Source organism: Limosilactobacillus sp. DJ3M12 (assembly GCF_947381695.1).
Classification (GTDB): domain Bacteria; phylum Bacillota; class Bacilli; order Lactobacillales; family Lactobacillaceae; genus Limosilactobacillus; species Limosilactobacillus kinnaridis.
Map to the genome: position 1 here is coordinate 1 of NZ_CANCWY010000015.1, position 20,306 is coordinate 20,306.

Sequence of the window (20,306 nt, forward strand, 5' to 3'; positions counted from 1 at the left end):
CCTACACATTTGATTCGTCGAAACTTTGTTCAGTTTTCAAAGGTCTACCTGTCGGCTAATTAAGCAGCCAATCAACATCTTTATTATATCATGTATCAGATTAACTTGTCAAGAAGAAATTTTAAATTATTTTTGAATTTCTTTTGATCGATAACTCAATCAGCAACTTTATTAATATATCATGTTGCCAAGTCGATGTCAACAATTATTTTAACTTTTTGTTAAACCATCTCAACAGCACTTAGCTGTTTTGACAACGATAACTACTATACATGGATTTCATTCTTTCGTCAACACCTTTTTTCAACTTTTTTGAATTTTATTTTCATCGCTATCTATTAGCTTCTTAAACTCACTATTCCTTTAATAAGTTTGCCTGCCTCCTTTACCATTCTTACCAATTAGCATTTCTTTTCCATCCCGAAAATTACCTAATTAGTATGGAGAAAAGCATCAATATTAAACTCGGTTAGTAACTCGATGTATTTACCCATTCAATTTTTATCTTAACGCTGGAAATTATTATTCAGCCATTAAATCAGTAGCTGAATAGCCGGACCAATTCAATTTTTATATCTTCTTGGATAGATTGTTAGGAACATTCCTTGATAACTATTAGTCTCTTTTTGCAATTGTTTTTTCTACTATTAGAAGTTTCGCAAGAATTAAAATAATATAGTAAAAAAGGCTTCGATCTTCTTTACGGATCGGAGCCCTTCAGTCAAGTTGATGATTTTCTAATATTAAGGTAATGCAAAATGCTACTACTATGGTAAGCATAACTGATGCTAAAATAAACGGTTTAAAATTAGTTCCCACCAATAAAGCTAATATTGAAATTACTATCGATGAAATAAAATAAGCCCTAGAATTATACAACCAACTACATGGCAGTAAATGAGCACCAAATATTATCGCTAACACCATTAGCATTTTATTGGGAATAGTCGGATAAATCCACATTGCAATTAGAAGATACAAAAGCTGATTCATCGAAAATAACATCCCCAACTTAGTTAACGGATTTGTCTTATTTTGAAAATCCACATTAATTAATCGCGATATGAAATAAGATATTGGTAAAAGTAAGGCCGTACAGACAAATACGAATAAGTTTTTAGTAAGAACGGGAACATTAAGTAGTTCTACTGCAAGAATACCACCCCATACTACGATCGAAGCAATTATTATATGCAACCCACGCTTTTGTTTTACTATACAGTCTTGCTTTAACTTTTCTAATTCTCCCATCGAATTCCCCTCATTTTCTCCTCTAAATTGATAGTTATTCTAACATAACTAAAACAGAAAAACTCGCACCCCATAAAAATGGAATACGAGTTATCTATTTATGCTAATTTTTCATCAACCATTCAGCTTACTTCTTCTTGTTCTTCTTTTTCTTTGAATCGTTCTTAGTTTCCTTTTCCGGACGCATAGTTGGGAAGAGAATAACATCCCGAATAGATTTAGCATCAGTAAGGAGCATTACAAGACGATCGATTCCAATACCAAGTCCCCCAGTAGGTGGCATTCCGTATTCGAGGGCTTGAACGTAATCTAAGTCGACTGGTTCAGCTTCATCATTACCGTTAGCTTTTTCCTTTGCTTGCATTTCAAAACGTTCCTTCTGGTCAATTGGATCGTTTAATTCACTAAAGGCATTTGCCAATTCGCTACCGTCAACATACAATTCGAAACGGTCAGTCATCGCAGGATTATCAGCATTCCGCTTTGCTAATGGTGAAACTTCAACTGGGAATTCATAGACAAAAGTTGGTTGAATAAGTGTATCTTCAACGAACTCTTCAAAGAATGCATTCAAGATATGGCCCTTTGTCCAGTAAGGCTTATATTCAATCTTATGTTCATCGGCTAACTTCTTAGCATCTTCGTCCGTCATTGATTCATCGCTGAAGTCAATGCCAGTCTTTTCCTTAACGGCATCCACCATCGTAATCCGTTTAAAGTTTCCTCCAAGGTCGATTTCATGTCCTTGGTAAGTAATCTTTCCATCATCTGAAACAACTTTAGCTGCTGCCTTAACGATTCCCTCTGTTTCATCCATAACATCTTGGAAGTCGAAGTAAGCAGCATAAGTTTCCATTGTAGTAAATTCAGGGTTATGGTGAGGATCCATCCCTTCATTCCGGAAAATCCGTCCCAATTCGTATACTCGTTCAAAGCCACCAACGATTAACCGCTTAAGGTACAATTCGGTAGCAATCCGCAAGTACATATCAATATCAAGTGCATTGTGGTGAGTGATAAATGGACGCGCATTAGCACCACCAGCTTGAGTGTTCAAAATTGGGGTTTCTACCTCTGTAAAGCCATTATCATCCATGTACTTCCGGACAGCCTTGATGATCGCTGTCCGTTGGTGGAAACGCTTGAAACTTTCTGGGTTAGAAATTAAATCAAGGTAGCGCTGACGATAGATAGTTTCAGGATCAGTAACCCCATCCCACTTATTAGGAAGCGGACGTAATGCTTTTGACAAGAAGGTAATTTTATGTGCACGAACAGTTAATTCACCTGTATCCGTCTTGATAACATCCCCTTCAATTCCAAGGAAGTCACCAATATCTGACCGCTTGAAAACATGGTAAGGCTCATCCCCGACCATATCCTTACGAGCGTAAACTTGAATCTTACCAGTCCGATCAACAAAGTCAGCGAAACCAGCCTTACCACTACTCCGCTTTCTTGTCATTCGACCCGCAATAATTACTTTGGCGCCCATCTCGTTTAATTCTTCTTTATCGTATTGATCAAACTTATCATGCAAGTCTTGGGCAAGATGGTCTCGTTTGAAGCGACGGCCAAACGGTTCAATCCCCGCTTCTTTTAACTCTTCCATTTTTTCACGCCGAACGCGCATTTGATCTAGTTCTTGTGACACTTAAGTTCTCCTCCTCGTAATTAAGCTTGCTGTCTTTTTGCAGCTCGTTCTGCAGTTTGTTCAGCAAAGCGGTCAAAAATATCGTTCATTTCATCAAGTGTTTCTGCCTCGACTAACGCTACCTTAGTCCGGGCAGCACGCGGAATACCCTTGATATAGTACGTGGATAACCCACGGAACTCACGAACTCCAACATATTCACCCTTTAAATCAACTAAACGATTAAGATGATCTTTGGCCATTTCAATCTTTTGTTCTGGGGTTGCTTCTGGGAGCAGCTCACCAGTCTCTAAGTAATGTTCAGTCCGCTTTAGCATCCATGGGTTACCCATTGCTGCCCGACCGATCATTGCGGCGGTTGCGCCAGTCATATCAAGAATCTTCTTAGCATCTTCTGGTGTCTTCACATCACCATTAGCCATGAACGGAATTTTCAATTGACTCGCTACTTCTTTTAGTATATTCCAATCTGCTTGTCCCGTATACATTTGTTTTCGAGTTCGACCATGCATCGCAATCGCGCTAGCTCCTGCACGTTCAGCTGCTAAAGCATTTTCAACAGCTAAAATATGCTTGTCGTCCCAACCAGTTCGCATCTTAACGGTAACTGGCTTCTTAACAGCATCAGTAACATATGACACCATTTCATAGACTTTATTAGGATCCAGTAACCACCGTGCACCCGCGTCAGTTTTTACAACCTTATTAACAGGACACCCCATATTTATATCAATCACGTCAGCTGCTGTATGTTGATCTACATACTTAGCAGCCTCAACTAATGTCTCTTTGGTTCCGCCAAAAATTTGAATTCCCATTGGATGTTCTTCCGGGTCGACATCCATCATATTTAAAGTTCGTTGATTATGATACACAATGCCACGGTCTGAGATCATTTCACAGACAACGTAGCCAGCACCAAATCTTTTACAGATAACCCGAAAGGCTGAATTGGTTACTCCAGCCATTGGTGCAACAACAACTTGATTAGGAATTTCAACGTTACCGATCTTCCATTTCATTTTTTCACCTCATTACTGCTTAAGAAACTGTGCTGGCCATCCAGTTTCATTTTTAATTGTCCGATAACTCAACTATCATAGCATATCAACACGCTTAGCACCAAAAATTACTTTTCATCTGTTGATTTTTTATCATCATTTGCAGTCATTTCCGCGTAGATCTTCTTTAATTCGTCTTCGCTAAATTCGTACTTCTTCCCGCAGAATTGGCAAACAGCTTCCGCATGGTGGTCTTCGTCAATCAATTTCTTCATATCATCTTTAGAAATACTTGCAAGGGCATGTGCAAAACGCTCCTTCGAGCAATCACATGCATAACGAACCGGCATCGTTTCAAGGATCTTTAAGTCATCACCAAAAATTTTCTTTAAAATATCTTCTGGCGTATCACCATCACGTAACATTTGTGATACCAATGGCAAGCTCTTCAATGTCTTTTCAAGCTTGCTGATTTCTTCATCGCTAGCACCAGGCATTACTTGAATCATGAAGCCACCAGCAACGTCAATATTTTCATCAGGGTTAACGAATACTGAAAGGCCAACTGCTGAAGGAATTTGTTCAGATTGAGCAAGGTAGTAAGTAAAGTCATCACCAAGTTCACCAGAAACTAAATTTACTTCGCCGGTATATGGTGTCTTGTCGCCAGGAGACATCTTGGTTACAGAAAGAGTTCCTTGATTACCAATTGCCTTTGCGACATCGATCTTCCCCTTATCATTGGCTGGTAAAGAAACGTGTGGATTACCCATGTAGCCTTTTACGGTTCCTTCAGCAGTTCCATCCGCAATAATAAAGCCAACTGGACCATTTCCCTGAATCTTAACCGTCATTCCTGCTTCTCCTTGTAAACTAGAAGTAGCCAAGAGAATCGTTCCAATTAACGTTCGACCAAGGGCAGCCGAAGAAGCACTCCATGTATCATGAATTTCGTGTGCCTTTTGAACGACTTGGGTAGCATTTACAGCATAAGCCCGAAACTTTCCATCCTTAGTCATTGACTTTACTAAATAATCTGTTGTTTTCATTTTAAATTTCTCCTTAAAATTAATCCTAAAGAAAAAACGGAAGATCACCACCTACCAATCAGGTTTTGTATCTTCCGTCTTTTCAATAGTTTACTTGTCTTCAGAATTGTCTGAATCATCACTTGATTGTGAATCATTTGAGTTGTCACTCTTAGTATCGGATGAATCATTTTGATTATCCTTTGCTTCATCGTGACGCTCATTTTCCAATCGTTCAAGTTCACGCTTGGATTCTTCAAAGGTTTGTGCACGTGCCTCTTCGTCTTCAGCAGCCACATCCTTATCAGGAACTTTTCCAGTCTTATAAAGGCTAAGAATTTGTTTTTCATCAAGCGTTTCGTATTTGAGTAATGCTTCAGCGATTTGCTTATGTTGTTCACGGTGCGTCTCAATAATGTGTAAGGCGGTTTCGTGCCCTTCAGTTAAGATTCGACGTACTTCTTCATCAACTAAAGCAGCAGTCTTTTCGGAGTAAGGTGATTGGTCATAGCCTTGACCTGTAAAGACCTGACCAGAACTTTGCAGTTCTACCGGACCAATCTTATCACTCATTCCGTACTGGGTAACCATCGAACGAGCAATTTGGGTTGCTTGTTCAAAGTCATTTGAAGCTCCTGAAGATTGTGACTTAAAGACAAGCTCTTCAGCAGCTCGTCCACCCATCAGACCAGCGATTTGTTCCATCGCATTCTTTTTCGACATTAACATCTGATCTTCACGTGGAAGCATGATAGCATATCCACCTGCGCGACCACGTGGGACAATGGTAACCTTGTGCACAACTCGTGCGTCATTTAATACAAGACCCACAATCGTGTGACCCGCTTCGTGGTATGCAACAGTCTTTCGTTCTTGTTCAGATTGGACACGGTTATGCTTAGCTGGTCCAGCAATTACCCGGTCTTCTGCTTCATCTAAGTCAGCAGCATCAATTTCAGTTTTGTTCCGCCGCGCAGCTAATAAGGCCGCTTCGTTTAATAGGTTAGCTAAGTCAGCCCCAACAAAACCGGGAGTCTGTTTAGCAATTTCCTTTAAATCAACGTCGCTTGCCATTGGTTTGTTCTTAGCATGAACTCGTAAAATGGCTTCACGACCCTTAACATCTGGACGACCTACTAAAATCTTTCGGTCAAAACGTCCTGGACGTAAAAGGGCGGGATCCAAGACATCTGAACGGTTAGTAGCTGCCATGACGATGATTCCTTCATCGCCTTGGAAACCATCCATTTCAACTAACAATTGGTTCAAGGTTTGTTCACGTTCATCGTGACCGCCGCCCATGCCATTTCCACGGCGCCGACCAACGGCATCAATTTCATCAATAAAGATGATTGCTGGAGCAGCTTTCTTGGCTTGATCAAATAAGTCACGAACACGACTAGCACCAACACCGACGAACATTTCAACAAAGTCAGAACCAGAGATTGAGAAGAATGGTACCCCTGATTCACCGGCAACCGCCTTAGCTAGCAAGGTCTTACCAGTACCTGGAGGCCCCTCCAGTAAAACACCAGATGGAATACGAGCACCAAGCTTAGTGAATTTCTTTGGATTCTTCAAGAATTCAACGATTTCAACCAATTCTTGTTTCTCTTCTTCTTCACCGGCAACATCTGAGAAACGAACTTTGTTTTTCTTAGCATCAGATGGCTTGGCCTTGGTCTTACCAAAGCTCATCACTCCACGGCCACCCCCACCTTGACCAGCTTGGCCCATCATCATGTAGAAGAAGAAAATCATGATGACCAATGGCAAGACAGTCAACAACAGGTTCATCCAGACACTATTAGATTCTTCAGCACGAGTACTAATCTTTACATTATGACGGTTAGCATAGTTTTGAAGTTGACTAACAGTTACGTCACTTTCCAAAACAGAACTTTGGAATTGAGTTACCTTATTGTTTCGTTGTGGTGTAAGAGCAAAGCCAGTATTGTTGGCGGAATTGGCATTGTTTGACTGAGGTTTACGGTAAGTACCCGTAACCTTATATACCCCACCATTTGGCTGAAGCTGAACGCTCTTAACCTTATTACTCTTCAGTTCGGAGATAAACTCGCTTTGGGAAACTGTCTTACTTTGTCCTGTTGAGGCATTGCCCCCAAAGAAGAAGTAGGCGATTCCCATAATACACAAGAACATCACGGCATAGAAGAGAACGTTATGAGTAAAATTATTTTTTTTACGATTGTTGTTCATAACAACCTCCTATCTACCAGCAACGATATTTTATAATTGTAGTCATTATCATAGCATATTTGACAAATATTGACCATTAATTTTACAGAAGAATTAATAGTTTTATCGCCAATGTTATTAATAATACATAATACATACTACATATTTACGGATCCATAAAAATGGACGTTAATTAAGAATATCTTTAAAATACCGTCCATTTAATATTGATTTTTCCGTCATCCTAATTATCTAACATTTTTAGTCATTTTGGTATACAGATGGCTTCAAAATTCCAACATACGGTAAATTTCGGTAGAATCCTTTGTAATCAAGGCCATACCCTACCAAGAACTCTTTAGGAACCGTAAAACCAACATAATCGGGTTCGACATCTACTTCCCGACCTTCTGGCTTATTTAATAATGAACAAACCTTTATGCTCTTTGCTCCCCGGTCGGCTAAAAGGTCCATCAAGTACTTCAAAGTATGACCGGTATCAACAATATCTTCCATAATTAGAACATGCCGATCTTTAACATCTGTTTTCAAATCATGAATAAGTTTAACTTTTCCAGTCGAACCTAAGCCACCAAAATAACTAGAAACATCAATAAAGTCGATTTGGGCCATGATATCTAGCCGTTCAATCATATCAACAGTAAATAAAACTGCTCCGCTTAGAACGGAAATGATAATTGGCCGTTTATCCTTATAATCTTTTGTTAAGTCCGTTGCTAATTCGTCCATTCGTTTGCCAAGCATTTCTTCGCTGTATAAGACACGCTCAATATCGTTATTCATTTACCTTCTTCTCCTTATTTTTTATTCCAATAAAACATGACCGACATGTCTGCTGATAGCCGGTTGGCCGTTCAAACCAACTCCACTTTCGGTTAACTATCCAGACGACCTCGTCATGCGCATCAACCAGGACCATTTGCTGGTCACGCTGTTTTCGGGAAACTTTTTGGTCAATTAGGACCCGCTTGACTAACTGGTGATGACCATTTTTTAAGCGAATACGATCTTTTTGTCGCCATTGTCGTAGCCGCAGCGGAAATTGATCTGGAGCAAGCCATTGCAAAACTACCTGCTCTTCATCATTGAAAAACGACTTTTCAGCTGACACTGCCATTAAGTTTATTGGATCTACTTGATACCATTGTTCCAATTTTATCATATGATCTTGGGACTTTTGTAGGTTCTCAAGCGGATTATCCAATTTTTTTAACACACAAGTAGCGTAGGCTTTCTCAAGAATATATCGATGCGGCAACTCAATGATTTGCTGTGGCTTTTGCTCGTTTTCTAGGATCTGCAGCAGTTCATCAAGTTGCTGGTCCTTAATATCATATATTCCTTGTTGATTAAACCATTGTCGTAAAATTTCTTTTCGAATGATTTCCTTATTTTGCAATAATCTTGCCAGGATCATCCTTCCTTGTTGATCAACACATGCTGCTAATTGATCTGCCACTTCTTGATCACGCCAGGCAAGGAGATCCGTTAACTGTTGATGATAGCTTTCGAGGTGAGAAAGCAACTGAGGATTCTCTTCTTCAAGCATTGGAATTATCGCATGCCGAAATCGATTCCGTTGAATGTTCAAGTCCTTATTTGTCTTATCCTCATACCACTTAAGATGATGCTGCAAAGCATATTTCTTTAACTGCTGTTTACTAAAGGGTAAAAGCGGCCGAATTAAGGTTCCAGAAGCAAATGGTCGCCGATCTCGTATTCCCACTAATTGACTCAACTGACCACCACGAGCCATCTTCATCAGCATTGTTTCTGCTAGATCATTTTGGTGGTGTGCAGTTAGCAGAATGCTTGCCTGATTATCTTTCATCACTTCCCGGAAAAATTGGTAGCGTGCTTGACGGGCAGCGTTTTCGACCCCGGTCTGTGGATGAAGATCTTGTGGCCAGTGTGCAACTGCTAGTTTTAAATCATTTTGTTTACAATACTGCCGAATGAACCGTTCTTCAAGCTGGCTTTGTTTTCGTAACTCATGGTTCATATGGGCAACGATAATCTGGGGACGATATTTTAACGGCAAATGTTGCAAGAGATCTAACAGAACCATCGAATCGACTCCGGTTGAGACAGCCACTACCACCTTATCTTGGGTAGCAAAAAAGCGACTCCTTACTAGGTGTCGCTCAAATGCTTGTTGTAAATCCGCCATATTAGCTCCGCCGACCACCACGGCCGCCACGCTTACCATCAGTTTGACGTTTCAAAGTAGATAAACGTGATTCGCTTTCTTTTAAATAGCCAGCTAACATGTCATTAAAGTCTTCGTGTTGGTGACTGTTGTGGTGACGACCACTAAAACCACCACGGAAGTTATCATTGTGACCACGGAAATTATTATTCCGTTCGTGGTGAAAATCACGGTGATTATTTTCACGATGATGGTTATTTTCATGATGATCTTGATGTTCACGAGGAGCTGCGGCCTTGATTGAAAGAGCAATCTTACCGTCATCACCAATCCGTGTTACTTTTGCTGTAACTTCATCCCCGACAGCCAATACATCATGAACATCCTTGATATATTTATCAGAGATTTGACTGATGTGTACTAGCCCTGTCTGATTATCATCTAAATCAACGAATGCACCAAAATTAGTGATTCCTGAAACTTTACCTGAAACCTTTGCTCCAACTTCAATTGCCATGAAACCTATAGATCCTCCTGAACCATCTCATATTTTTGTATTTGAGTATATCATAACTTCATCTTGAAAACGTATGAAAATAACTAAACTTCTCATAAAAAACTAAGCTGAAAAATCACCCAATTACATTCTCAATTTTAACATTTAAAATATTCTAACCCTACTAAAAACATCCTATTTTGTGATCATTAGTTCAAATTATAGATTATCTCGCCCTTCTTAGAGTAATTATACTTAGCACGGATAACCTGCTGAATATATTCGGGATTATGCAACATTTTAATCTGACGTTGTAGTTGTTGATTCTTTTGTTTTTGTTTTGTTAATTGTGATTGTGCTTGTCGAATATTGCCATTAATATCTGCTAATGTCCGTTTGCTTTGAAATATCTGAATTCCAAAGATTAAGAATATAACCAAAAAAACGGCAATAATCCGCTGACAACGGCGCTTATGCACATGCCGATTATATGTTTTTTGATTTGAAACCTGGCGGGCATATGGGGTATTTAATTGTGAAACTTTGCTATCAGATTGTCCTTTCATCTGACATTCCCCTCCATTTTAACTTATCACGCTTTAAGTATAGCAAGATACCGCGGAGAATGTCCATATGATTATCAACTTTTTTATATCTCAGAAGATATTATAGTTGGTCAAAGGATTCCGCGTAAGTTTCATCAACAATTTCATACATATCTTCCGCTTCACTCTTTTTCGTCGTTTCAACAATCCGATTAATCTTAACTGTTTCTGTCTTATTACCAAACTTAATTGTTAAAGTATCACCAACCGCTACCCGACTGGATGATTTTGCTGGTTGACCATTAATTAAGATCCGTCCTTGATCCGCGATTTCCTTAGCAATTGATCGACGTTTAATAATCCGTGATACTTTTAAAAATTTATCTAATCTCATTTTTCCGCTCCTTTTTCATCGGCTTGAATAACGTTTCCTAAAGTCGTTACAAATTGTAGTAGCTGGTGAAGCCAATCATCAGTAGTCATTTTAGGTTGAATAACCAGCCGAATCATTAGTTGCTGATTGTCTTCACCGATTGTTGCTTTAAATCGCGTATTAGCTAGCTCCTTAATTATTGCAGGGGCTTTAATCAAGCGGCTAGCACGTTCAGTAAACTTGATATTAATATTATCCCGTTGCCGCTTAATCTCAGCAATCATTGCCAGGTCAGCATGATTCTTCAATTGACTTACAAGCAACAGCGTCCCAACCGGTGCCGGGTAATCGCCAAACCGATCAATCAAGTCACCTTGAATATCAATAACTTCTTCATCTGTCTTAGCTTGGCGAATTGTCTTATATAATTCGATCTTTTGCCGTTGGTCTGCAATATAATCCGTTGGTAGGTAAGCTTCAACCCCTAACTCAACTTCTGCATCGGAGTGAATAGTTTGCTTCTTACCCTGCTTTTTAGCTACCGCATCACTAAGCATCGCTGAATATAGGTCATAACCAACAGAATCGATAAATCCATGTTGTTGTTTCCCCAAGAGGTTACCAGCTCCCCGAATAGCAAGGTCTCGCATTGCAATCTTAAATCCAGATCCCAACTCGGTAAAATCACGAATTGCAGCTAGCCTCTTTTCTCCTAATTCTGTTAGGACCTTATTAGGCTGATACATAAAGTAAGCATAAGCCACCCGATTACTACGACCAATTCGTCCGCGAATCTGATATAGCTGAGCTAACCCCATCCGATCAGCATTTTCAACAAAGAGCGTATTAGCATTTGGGATATCAACCCCCGTTTCAATAATAGAGGTAGTCACTAATACATCATAATTTCCTTGAATAAACTCATAGAGGACTGTCTCCAGTTCATTTTCACTCATCTGACCATTAATATAGCCAATCCGGGCTTCAGGAACAAGGTCTTGTAACCACGCCACTGTCTCTTCAATGTCATGAACGCGATTGTGAAGGTAATAAACCTGTCCGCCGCGTTGCATTTCACGAATGATCCCATCGCGAATCGCACTACTATTTTGCTCCATTACATAGGTTTGGATTGGGTAACGACCAGCTGGCGGTGTTTCAAGGACTGATAAATCTCGTACGCCCAGCATTGACATGTGTAATGTCCGGGGGATCGGGGTTGCTGTCAAGGTTAAAACATCAACATTATTTTTTAATTGTTTTAGTTTTTCTTTATGTTTTACCCCAAAGCGCTGTTCCTCATCAACAATTAACAGCCCAAGGTCCTTAAATTCAACATCCTTTGATAGGATTCGGTGGGTTCCAACAACAACATCGACGCTTCCATCCTTTAGCCCTGCTTCTGTCTCTTTTAGCTCTTTTGGCGTCTTGAAACGTGACATCAAGGCAATGTTGATTGGGAAGCCCTCAAACCGGCGCATCAGGGTGTTGTAGTGTTGCTGGGCAAGAACAGTTGTTGGCACAAGGAAGGCCACCTGCTTTCCTCCAGTGACTGCTTTAAAAATTGCCCGCATTGCAACTTCAGTTTTACCATAGCCGACATCCCCTACCAACAGTCGATCCATCGGCTTTGGTTTTTCCATATCCTCTTTAATTTCATCAATACTCCGCAACTGATCACGAGTCTCATTATACGGGAAATTAGCATCAAATTGTTTTTGGAGATAATCGTCTTTCGGAAAAGCATATCCCTTCTCCGCTTCTCGCTTAGCATATAAGTCAACTAATTCATCAGCGATATCTTCAATTTTTGAAGAAACGTGCCGCTTAGTCTTTGCCCATTCGTTACCGCCAAGCTTGTTGATATGCGGGGTCTTAGATTCTGATGATACATACTTTTGGACAAGATTTAGTTGGGTTACTGGCACATATATCTGAGCGTTATCTCGGTAATTGATGATCATGTAGTCTTGGTGAACATGGTCAACTTCCATCGTCTTAATTCCACTAAAAATCCCAATTCCATGATTGACATGAACTACATAGTCACCTGGTTTAAGATCAGTATAATTTTTTAATCGTTCGGCGTTGGCAAGTTTTTGTGGACGATGATGAACCTTTTTTACCTGCTTAAACATCTCGCTTTCTGTAATAACAACCAGCCCAGCAAGTGGCATTTCAAATCCATTGTTTAAGTTAGCAGCAACAATTTGAACAACATTCGGCTTGATATTTGTTAATTCAGTTTCTGTTGCGGTGATATCAAAGTCAGCAAGCGTTTGGGCAATTTGCTTTCGCCGTTCTGGACTATTAGCCATCAGTACTACCGTTTGCCCTTGATCAATCCACCGCTGAAGTTCGGCTTTCAGCAGTGGCATTTGACCAAAGAAACGTTGCATGGTTCTGCTTTTTAGGTCGGTAATTTGGCTAAGTTTAATATTACCGAGACCTTTTTTAAATAAGGCGCCATAAATTTGCGGATGCGGGTCTTTTTTTATTATGGCCGATATGTCATTGCTAAGATCTGGAACATCCGTTAATTGATGGTGAGCAACCTTATCTTTAAACCAGCCTGCATCTTCCTGGGTCATCTGCTTGGCAAATTGCTTTATCCGCGTCAAGTCATCAAAGTAAATTGTCCCATCATCAGGAAGATAATCAAATAAGGAATGCTTAGCCGGATAAACCAGGTTGCTAAATTCTAAAAGTTCATTAGGCAAGTGCTGGTTCTTAAGTGCGTTCAATAATGGTTCAAAGCGGTTAGCCACCTGCTGTTTAATATCCGCATCGTCAGCACTTAACTCCTTCCCTACCTTTTTATATTCAGTATCTAGCGCTTCATACACCCGCGAAAATTCAGTCGATGGGATAATAAAATCTGTCGCTGGCAGTATCTGAACTTCTTCAACATTATCAATACTCCGCTGAGTACTAGCATCAAAATACCGAAGTGAATCAACTTCTGTATCAAAAAGATCAATTCTAATCGGATTATCAGTGTTTAAGGCGTAGATATCAATAATCGACCCACGAATTGCAAAATCACCAGGACGCAAAACCATTTTTTGATATTGATACCCCATTGCGCTTAATTGTTGCCGAATTTTTGCTGGATCCACTTCCCCGCCAGTCTTAATCTTTAACGAGGACTGGGCAAAGTATTCTGGTGAAATAATATTGCGTCGTAACCCCGCAGCAGATGCAACTACAACTGCCGGTTCTTTATTAATCAACGCATTTAAGGCCAGTACCCGCTGAAGACGATAGTTAGGAGAACTAGTTGCTACTTCCGCTGCTAAAACCTCTTCAACCGGAAACTGGTAAACACGATTAGCAGGAAGAAGGTTCTCCAAGTCACTAGCCAATTCCTGCATATGGGAAATCGTGTCGGTCACTACTAGAATTGGTCGCTGCCCTTCTTTAGAAAGAGCACTTAGTAATTCGGTTCGCGCTGATCCAGAAATCCCCGTTATTAATTGATGGTTCTTGGGTTGGAGGTCAGCCGTAATTTGTTTAAATGATGGCGTCTTCTCGATTAAATTTTCTATTTGCACCATCAACGCCACCTTTCTATTTTAATTATAAGCATTCATTAATTTGGCAAAGTCTTCTCCATTAATCCAGTCTTCTAATGCATGCTCAGCTTGTTCAACTGCTTGGTCAAATTTAGGACGTTCTTCTTTAGAAAATTTACCTAAGACATGACTAACCACCGTTCCATGTTGGGGATGGTCAATCCCTACTTTTACCCGGTTAAAGTTCTTGGTTCCTAACGCGCTGATAATGCTTTTAAGTCCATTATGACCGCCTGAAGCCCCATGTGTTTTTAAACGTACTTTGCCAACTGGCATATCCAAGTCGTCATTAACAATTACGAGATTATCCAAGTCAATATCATAATAGTCTACTAGTGGTCCGACTGCTCGTCCTGAATCATTCATGAACGTCGTCGGCTTTACCAACATTACTTTTTCACCATTAATTATCCCACTAACTGCGACTGCTTCTTGTTTTAGGTGGGTGAATGCTCCCAGGTGATAATCTCGTGCTAGTTGATCAACCACCATGAAGCCAGTATTATGACGGGTTTCATCATACCGCGTCCCAATATTTCCTAAGCCAACAATCATTTTCATTGTTCTTTCATTCCTTTCACGCAAAAAAGCCGCACGGTCACTTTTCCCGTCCAGCATAAATTTTAACTAGTATTATACCCTATGTTACTTTTTCAGCATACTAATTTGAATTAACAGCATAAATCTTCTAATCTTTTTCTAATCCTTTTGATAGAAATGTGTTATTATAGTGAGTGCATTTAATCGATAAAAAGGATGTTAATTATGATTTTCAATTCATTAATCAAACCCAAAGCAACCTTAACAACTCTTCCAGAAACAGCGACATTGGATGAGGCTCTGACTGTCTTGGAGGATACCGGCTATCGGTGTGTCCCAGTTCTTGATAAGTCAGGAAAGATCTTTCGGGGAAATATTTATAAGATGCATCTTTACCGGCATAAAGCACGACAGGGGGATATGCATTTACCGGTAACTGCATTATTAAAGAATGCTACTAAATTTATCTCAATTAACGCGGCTTTCTTCTCTATCTTCTTTGCTATTCGAGACCTTCCATATATTGCGGTATTGGATAACAATAATCAGTTTTATGGGATTTTAACCCATAATAGTCTTTTACGGATGTTAGCTGCTGGCTGGAACGTGAATAATGGGAGTTATGTTTTAACTGTTATTACTCCTGATGAACGGGGAGCGCTAGTAACGGCTGCTAAAGAAATCACTCGTTTTTGTCAGATCGTAAATGTCATTTCACTCGATCCAGAAGACGAAACAATGAAACGGGTCTTATACACCTTGCCTGCTGATGTTACTAAAGAAAAGATGGAACGGATTGTTAAACGACTCGAGAAAAAAGGGTTAGAAGTTTCAGAAATTGAAGACTTGCACCAAAGCTATTAAATATTAAAGAGAGTGGGAAATAACCCTCTCGACAAGGCGGTTGGCTAAGCTAGAACGATGATTAGCACGGCACGGGCTGATTATCGTTCGTACTTAGCCTCGAGCCTTGTGGTTATTTTCCACGTTATCTTACTATTGTTTATAAAAGCGGTTGAGGCTGAGAGAAAACAAAAGTTTTCTCCCAGCCCCTTTTAATTTTTAGAATATTAATTTCTGCTGGCGATTTCTCACCCAATTTTCCCACCTGCTTTCAACACTTATTTCGCATTAACTACAACGTTTCCTAAACCGCTATCGAACTCAACTTCCCACTTACCAGCAGTGAGCTTAGGTGGTAAGACAAATGTTCCAGATGATACCATTTGGCCCTTGGTAAATACTTTTCCTTGTTCAGCTAATTTTTGTACTAACCATTGGAGGGACTTAAAGGGATTGCCTAAAACTTCTGATGATACCCCTTCTTTTAATTTCTTACCATCTTTGAATAAAACGGCATGAACATTAGCAGCATCGTCAACATTTTCAAATACGCTATCTGCATCATGTTCTTCACCATATACAACAAGACCACCAACAGCACAATCAGCCATTACATTATATTTTCCTAAATCTGGAAACCAATCGACGAAACGGGCATCAGGCAATTCTAAGGCTCCCGCAACAGTTACTTTCTGAAATAAATCTTCTAATGTATCACTAGGTTGCAAGTCTTCTTTTGCGCGGAAGGTTAATTCAACCTCTAATAACGGTTCATTTAACATCTGCAAGTCAACATCCGCCGGTGACTGGAGGAATCGTTCAGCAACTTGTTGTCCATACAATGGTGAATCAGCATCAAACATGTCTTGAGTTTCTTTACTAGTTAACGAAACTTTATAGCCAGCAGTTGGCTTTCCTTTCAACTTTACTACCGCATCTTGAACTGCATATGCTGTTTCATCATCAGTCACAACGTCTTTCCATTCTTCCTCTTTTAACGGCGTATTAGTGTCATAAGCTTCAAAAAGAGCCTTAGCAAATTCTTCCTGTCGTGCGTTTAATTCAGTCATAATAATTACCTCCAAGACAAAATATTTTCTTAAAATTTAGAAAGAAAAAAGCGTCCTTACATTGCTTTATCGCAATTGTAAGAACGCTTCTGCGCGGTACCATCCTACTTTGATCAACTCGTAGTCGATCCTCTCATTCACAAACAATCATTTGTGGCCAAAATAATGGATGGCAGCCAACCTCAGCTTACTTAGTTTCAGCCGGTAACTCAGGAACGATTAACAATTAGAAATCTCGATCAGCTCACACCACCCGCTAATTCTCTGTTACCAATTTCAAATCATTATTTCCTTCAACGCTTTTCTAATCTAAATTTAATTGTTGGATATAATATACCGGCCATTCCCTAACTTGTCAATAACTATTATGAGATTTCTTTAATTTTATTTTATATTAACTTTGGTTTCAGCTGGTTTCGTCTCAGCAAGGACTTTCCCATGACGAATATTATAAAGAACTTCAACATGCTTATTAAGGGCATTATAAAAGTCGTGAGCATTCAATAAGATACAGTTTGCCGGTTTTCCTACTTCAATTCCATAATTATCACTAATATGCAATGTCTTAGCACCGTTATAAGTTACATAATTAAAGGCATCTTGCAGTTGGTGATACCCCATCAAGTGAGCAATATAAACACCCATCGTAACTGCATCTAACATGTTACCATCGCCGAGAGGATTCCACGGGTCTTGGATATCATCCTCACCAAAGGAAACATTAATCCCCGCTGCTGTTAATTCCTTAATCCGGGTAACGCCACGACGCTTTGGATAAGTATCGAAACGGCCGCCAAGGTGAACATTAACTAATGGATTAGATACAAAGTTAATATCACTCATCTTTAATAGTCGGAATAACTTATAAGTATAAGCATCATTATATGAGCCCATCGCTGTCGTATGACTAGCAGTGACCCGGTCTTTCATCCCTCGTTCATAGGCTTCGGTCGCTAAAACTTCAAGGTTACGCGAAGCTGGGTCATCGATTTCATCACAGTGAACGTCAACTAAACGATCGTACTTATCTGCGAGGGCCATTAAGAAATGGACGGATTGCCAACCATATTCAGTTGTAAATTCAAAATGGGGAATACCACCAACGACATCTAATCCTTCTTTAACCGCCTGCTCCATTAATTCACGTCCATGAGGATAGCTAAGAATACCTTCTTGCGGAAAAGCAACCAACTGCAAGTCGATCTGGTCTTTTAATTCTTCACGCAATTCAAGAAGAGCACGGGCGGCAATTAAATGAGGATCAGTTACATCAACATGGCTCCGTACGTGTTGAATTCCATGACCAACCATATTCAGTAATGTCTTTTTCGCGCGCGATTTAACATCTTCCTTCGTTAAATCTTGTTTCCGTTCACTCCAAATCCGGATACCATCAAATAAAGTCCCGGTTTCATTCCATTCTGGCTGACCAGCAGTAAGCGTAGCATCTAAGTGAACATGAGAATCAACAAATGGTGGCAAAAGTAAATTTTCTTTACCGTCAATAACTTCTTCACCGTCATGGGGCGTTAAGTTAGCCTTAATCTCACTAAATTTTCCATTGAGAATTCGAACATCGACTACTTCTTCATGATTATCAACATGTACATTTTTTAATAGCATAATTCATCTTCCTTTCGGTCAACCAGCAACATAATTCCATAATATAGGATACCACTCAAACACATATCAATAAATGTGGCCCCAATCGTATTTACGAAGATTGGTAACTGATGAACACCTAAGAAGAAGGCAACCCCGATAGCAAAAACAATAATCGCTACCCAGTTGACGCCTCCACGATACCAATATTTTCCACCAACTTTACCTAATTCATCAACATCATATTGCCGGTGAGCACGGAAATAAAAATCAGTACAAATAATGGCGATCGTAGGTCCTAACACCATCCCCACATAGTCAAGGAATGATTCAAAAGCACTCAAGAAACTACCGACAAACATCGGAATAAAGGTCACAACTGTCGCAAGCAATACGACGATCCATAATGAATACTTTAATTTGAGCTTTGTAAAGATATTTGAAAGAGCTGATCCGGCCGCTAATAAATTAACAGCATTTGCCGTCATCGAGGTCAAAATAATAACAAGAAGGGCAACTACCCCCAGTCCTAACTTACTAGCAATCGTTGAGGGATCAGAGTTATTTGCGTTATATACCCCACTTGAAATTGCAATACTAATTGTTGAAATCAGGCCGATGAAAGCAAACCATACAACCCCTAGTAAAGCACCAAGGAACGGCGTCAAAGTCGCATTCTTTTCTTTAGCAGTAAAGCGGGTGAAATCAGCACCGGCAGTTACCCAGGCTAAATTAAAAGCTGCTACATAATCGACCGCCGCACCGACTGCCATTTTTGATTGCGCAGGAACATGCCAATTTACAATTTGACTGAAGGAAACGGTTCGAAAAACAGCTACTGACTCCCAAATGACGAATACAAGAACAAGGATTATCCCTAACCGCTCAATCATTTGGACTGAACGTGATCCGCTAGAAACGCTAATAATATGGAGAATGCTCATGATAATAATCCCGACTACTAGCCCTAAATAGCCGCCATGTTGTCCCCACACAGGCCATCCTAATAAGTCATGGAAAAGAATGCTTACCGACTGGGCCGCAATAAAAGTATTAACTGCTGTCCAACCAATAAATTGAGTAATATTAACTAATGATGGGAGATAACTGCCCCGTTCACCAAAGGAGGCACGACTTAAAGTCATCGTCGATACCCCAGTCTTATAACCAATGTAACCTACCAAACTTAAAAATACATATGATAAGGCAGATGACAATACTAAGACCTTCATGGCAACCGAAAATCCACAAGCGGCGAGCACTCCGCCGACAAACCAGGTTCCATTATTGGCATTTGCACCGACCCACGTGGCAAACATATCCCAAGTATTAGTCTTTCTGTTCTTCATTGGAATACTAAAAATTGTTGTCCCCTTTTGCTCTTTCACAAGATATCCTCCTTAGACCTAAAAAGCTCTAGTCCCTTTAATGGTCCTAGAGCTTTACAAAAGAGGAAGCATAGTTTTGTGCCCACTATACTTATATTATTTTGTCTTTTGTAGTCTCTCTGGGCTACATTAAAAGAACCGTGATTAATTCAATAGTGAGTATACGAGTTCTGACGCAAATTGTCAAACTCATTTATTTTCATCATAGGTAGCATTTAATCCCACACTAATCGTTAATGCTTTATCCACTTTTGCCATTGTCTCTGGCGATAAATGAGCAATTCGGTCTTTTAATCGTTGTTTATCAATCGTTCGTAATTGCTCCAATAAAATGACCGAATCATGAGTTAACGGTAACGACTTACCTTTTAGTTGGACATGAGTAGGCATCTTCTTTTTTTGCATTTGGGCAGTAATCGCAGCAATGATCACTGTTGGACTATAATGATTTCCCACGTCATTTTGAAGGATCAGGACTGGACGAACGCCTCCCTGTTCCGATCCAATTACCGGGGATAAGTCAGCGTAATAGATGTCACCCCGTTTTACTTTTCGTTTTGTCATTACCTTC

General features: G+C 39.9%; 17 protein-coding genes. 1 reads left to right on the forward strand and 16 read right to left on the reverse strand.

The features are described from left to right. Positions 1-717: 717 nt before the first annotated feature. From QOS06_RS07830 to pth, 12 genes are all read right to left on the reverse strand, one after another. Positions 718-1,251, reverse strand: a complete 534-nt coding sequence (locus QOS06_RS07830) for a DUF7010 family protein (protein ID WP_085720290.1) — start codon at positions 1,249-1,251, stop codon at positions 718-720. A 127-nt stretch (positions 1,252-1,378) separates the two neighbouring features. After that, entirely contained in the window at positions 1,379-2,905 is a 1,527-nt protein-coding gene (gene lysS / locus QOS06_RS07835; RefSeq protein WP_085680998.1) for a lysine--tRNA ligase, read from the reverse strand. A gap of 20 nt (positions 2,906-2,925) precedes the next feature. Then, positions 2,926-3,927 (reverse strand): tRNA dihydrouridine synthase DusB, encoded by a 1,002-nt coding sequence (gene dusB / locus QOS06_RS07840; RefSeq protein ID WP_003671232.1) that lies wholly within the window; start codon positions 3,925-3,927, stop codon positions 2,926-2,928. Positions 3,928-4,034: 107 nt separating this feature from the next. Further along, complete coding sequence (gene hslO, locus QOS06_RS07845; protein WP_078009863.1) at positions 4,035-4,955, reverse strand: Hsp33 family molecular chaperone HslO; 921 nt, start codon at positions 4,953-4,955, stop codon at positions 4,035-4,037. Between the two features lie 90 nt (positions 4,956-5,045). Continuing rightward, the gene (ftsH, locus tag QOS06_RS07850; protein ID WP_078009864.1) at positions 5,046-7,154 is read right to left on the reverse strand and encodes an ATP-dependent zinc metalloprotease FtsH; all 2,109 of its coding nucleotides are present in this window, start codon (positions 7,152-7,154) and stop codon (positions 5,046-5,048) included. 240 nt (positions 7,155-7,394) lie between these two features. Next, positions 7,395-7,937, reverse strand: coding sequence for a hypoxanthine phosphoribosyltransferase (gene hpt / locus QOS06_RS07855; RefSeq protein WP_003671235.1), 543 nt, complete (start codon positions 7,935-7,937; stop codon positions 7,395-7,397). Continuing rightward, entirely contained in the window at positions 7,930-9,324 is a 1,395-nt protein-coding gene (tilS, locus tag QOS06_RS07860; protein ID WP_078009865.1) for a tRNA lysidine(34) synthetase TilS, read from the reverse strand. Before tilS ends, hpt begins: the two co-directional genes overlap by 8 nt. Position 9,325: 1 nt before the next feature. Beyond that, positions 9,326-9,820, reverse strand: coding sequence for a S1 domain-containing RNA-binding protein (locus QOS06_RS07865; RefSeq protein ID WP_003665652.1), 495 nt, complete (start codon positions 9,818-9,820; stop codon positions 9,326-9,328). Positions 9,821-10,008: 188 nt separating this feature from the next. Further along, on the reverse strand, positions 10,009-10,365 hold the full coding sequence (locus tag QOS06_RS07870) for an FtsB family cell division protein (RefSeq protein WP_078009866.1): 357 nt from the start codon (positions 10,363-10,365) through the stop codon (positions 10,009-10,011). A gap of 100 nt (positions 10,366-10,465) precedes the next feature. After that, positions 10,466-10,738 carry an RNA-binding S4 domain-containing protein gene (locus QOS06_RS07875; protein ID WP_003665648.1) on the reverse strand — a complete coding sequence of 91 codons (273 nt, stop codon included), beginning with the start codon at positions 10,736-10,738 and terminating at the stop codon, positions 10,466-10,468. Then, the gene (gene mfd, locus QOS06_RS07880; RefSeq protein WP_085680992.1) at positions 10,735-14,274 is read right to left on the reverse strand and encodes a transcription-repair coupling factor; all 3,540 of its coding nucleotides are present in this window, start codon (positions 14,272-14,274) and stop codon (positions 10,735-10,737) included. The genes QOS06_RS07875 and mfd overlap by 4 nt, the downstream gene beginning before the upstream one ends. Before the next feature lie 18 nt (positions 14,275-14,292). After that, positions 14,293-14,853, reverse strand: a complete 561-nt coding sequence (gene pth / locus QOS06_RS07885) for an aminoacyl-tRNA hydrolase (protein WP_078009868.1) — start codon at positions 14,851-14,853, stop codon at positions 14,293-14,295. A gap of 204 nt (positions 14,854-15,057) precedes the next feature. Between pth and cbpA the strand changes: the two genes are divergently transcribed. After that, a complete protein-coding gene (gene cbpA / locus QOS06_RS07890; protein WP_065867192.1) occupies positions 15,058-15,696 on the forward strand; it encodes a cyclic di-AMP binding protein CbpA in 639 nt (212 codons plus the stop codon). 257 nt (positions 15,697-15,953) lie between these two features. Here cbpA and QOS06_RS07895 read toward each other — a convergent pair whose 3' ends face one another. From QOS06_RS07895 to QOS06_RS07910, 4 genes are all read right to left on the reverse strand, one after another. Then, the gene (locus tag QOS06_RS07895) at positions 15,954-16,745 is read right to left on the reverse strand and encodes a 2-keto-4-pentenoate hydratase (RefSeq protein WP_085680990.1); all 792 of its coding nucleotides are present in this window, start codon (positions 16,743-16,745) and stop codon (positions 15,954-15,956) included. A 384-nt stretch (positions 16,746-17,129) separates the two neighbouring features. Then, complete coding sequence (gene codA / locus QOS06_RS07900) at positions 17,130-18,368, reverse strand: cytosine deaminase (protein WP_003671249.1); 1,239 nt, start codon at positions 18,366-18,368, stop codon at positions 17,130-17,132. After that, on the reverse strand, positions 18,359-19,735 hold the full coding sequence (locus tag QOS06_RS07905; RefSeq protein ID WP_003671251.1) for a cytosine permease: 1,377 nt from the start codon (positions 19,733-19,735) through the stop codon (positions 18,359-18,361). The genes codA and QOS06_RS07905 overlap by 10 nt, the downstream gene beginning before the upstream one ends. Positions 19,736-19,924: 189 nt before the next feature. After that, on the reverse strand, positions 19,925-20,299 hold the full coding sequence (locus QOS06_RS07910) for a type II toxin-antitoxin system PemK/MazF family toxin (RefSeq protein WP_078009871.1): 375 nt from the start codon (positions 20,297-20,299) through the stop codon (positions 19,925-19,927). Positions 20,300-20,306 lie beyond the last annotated feature (7 nt).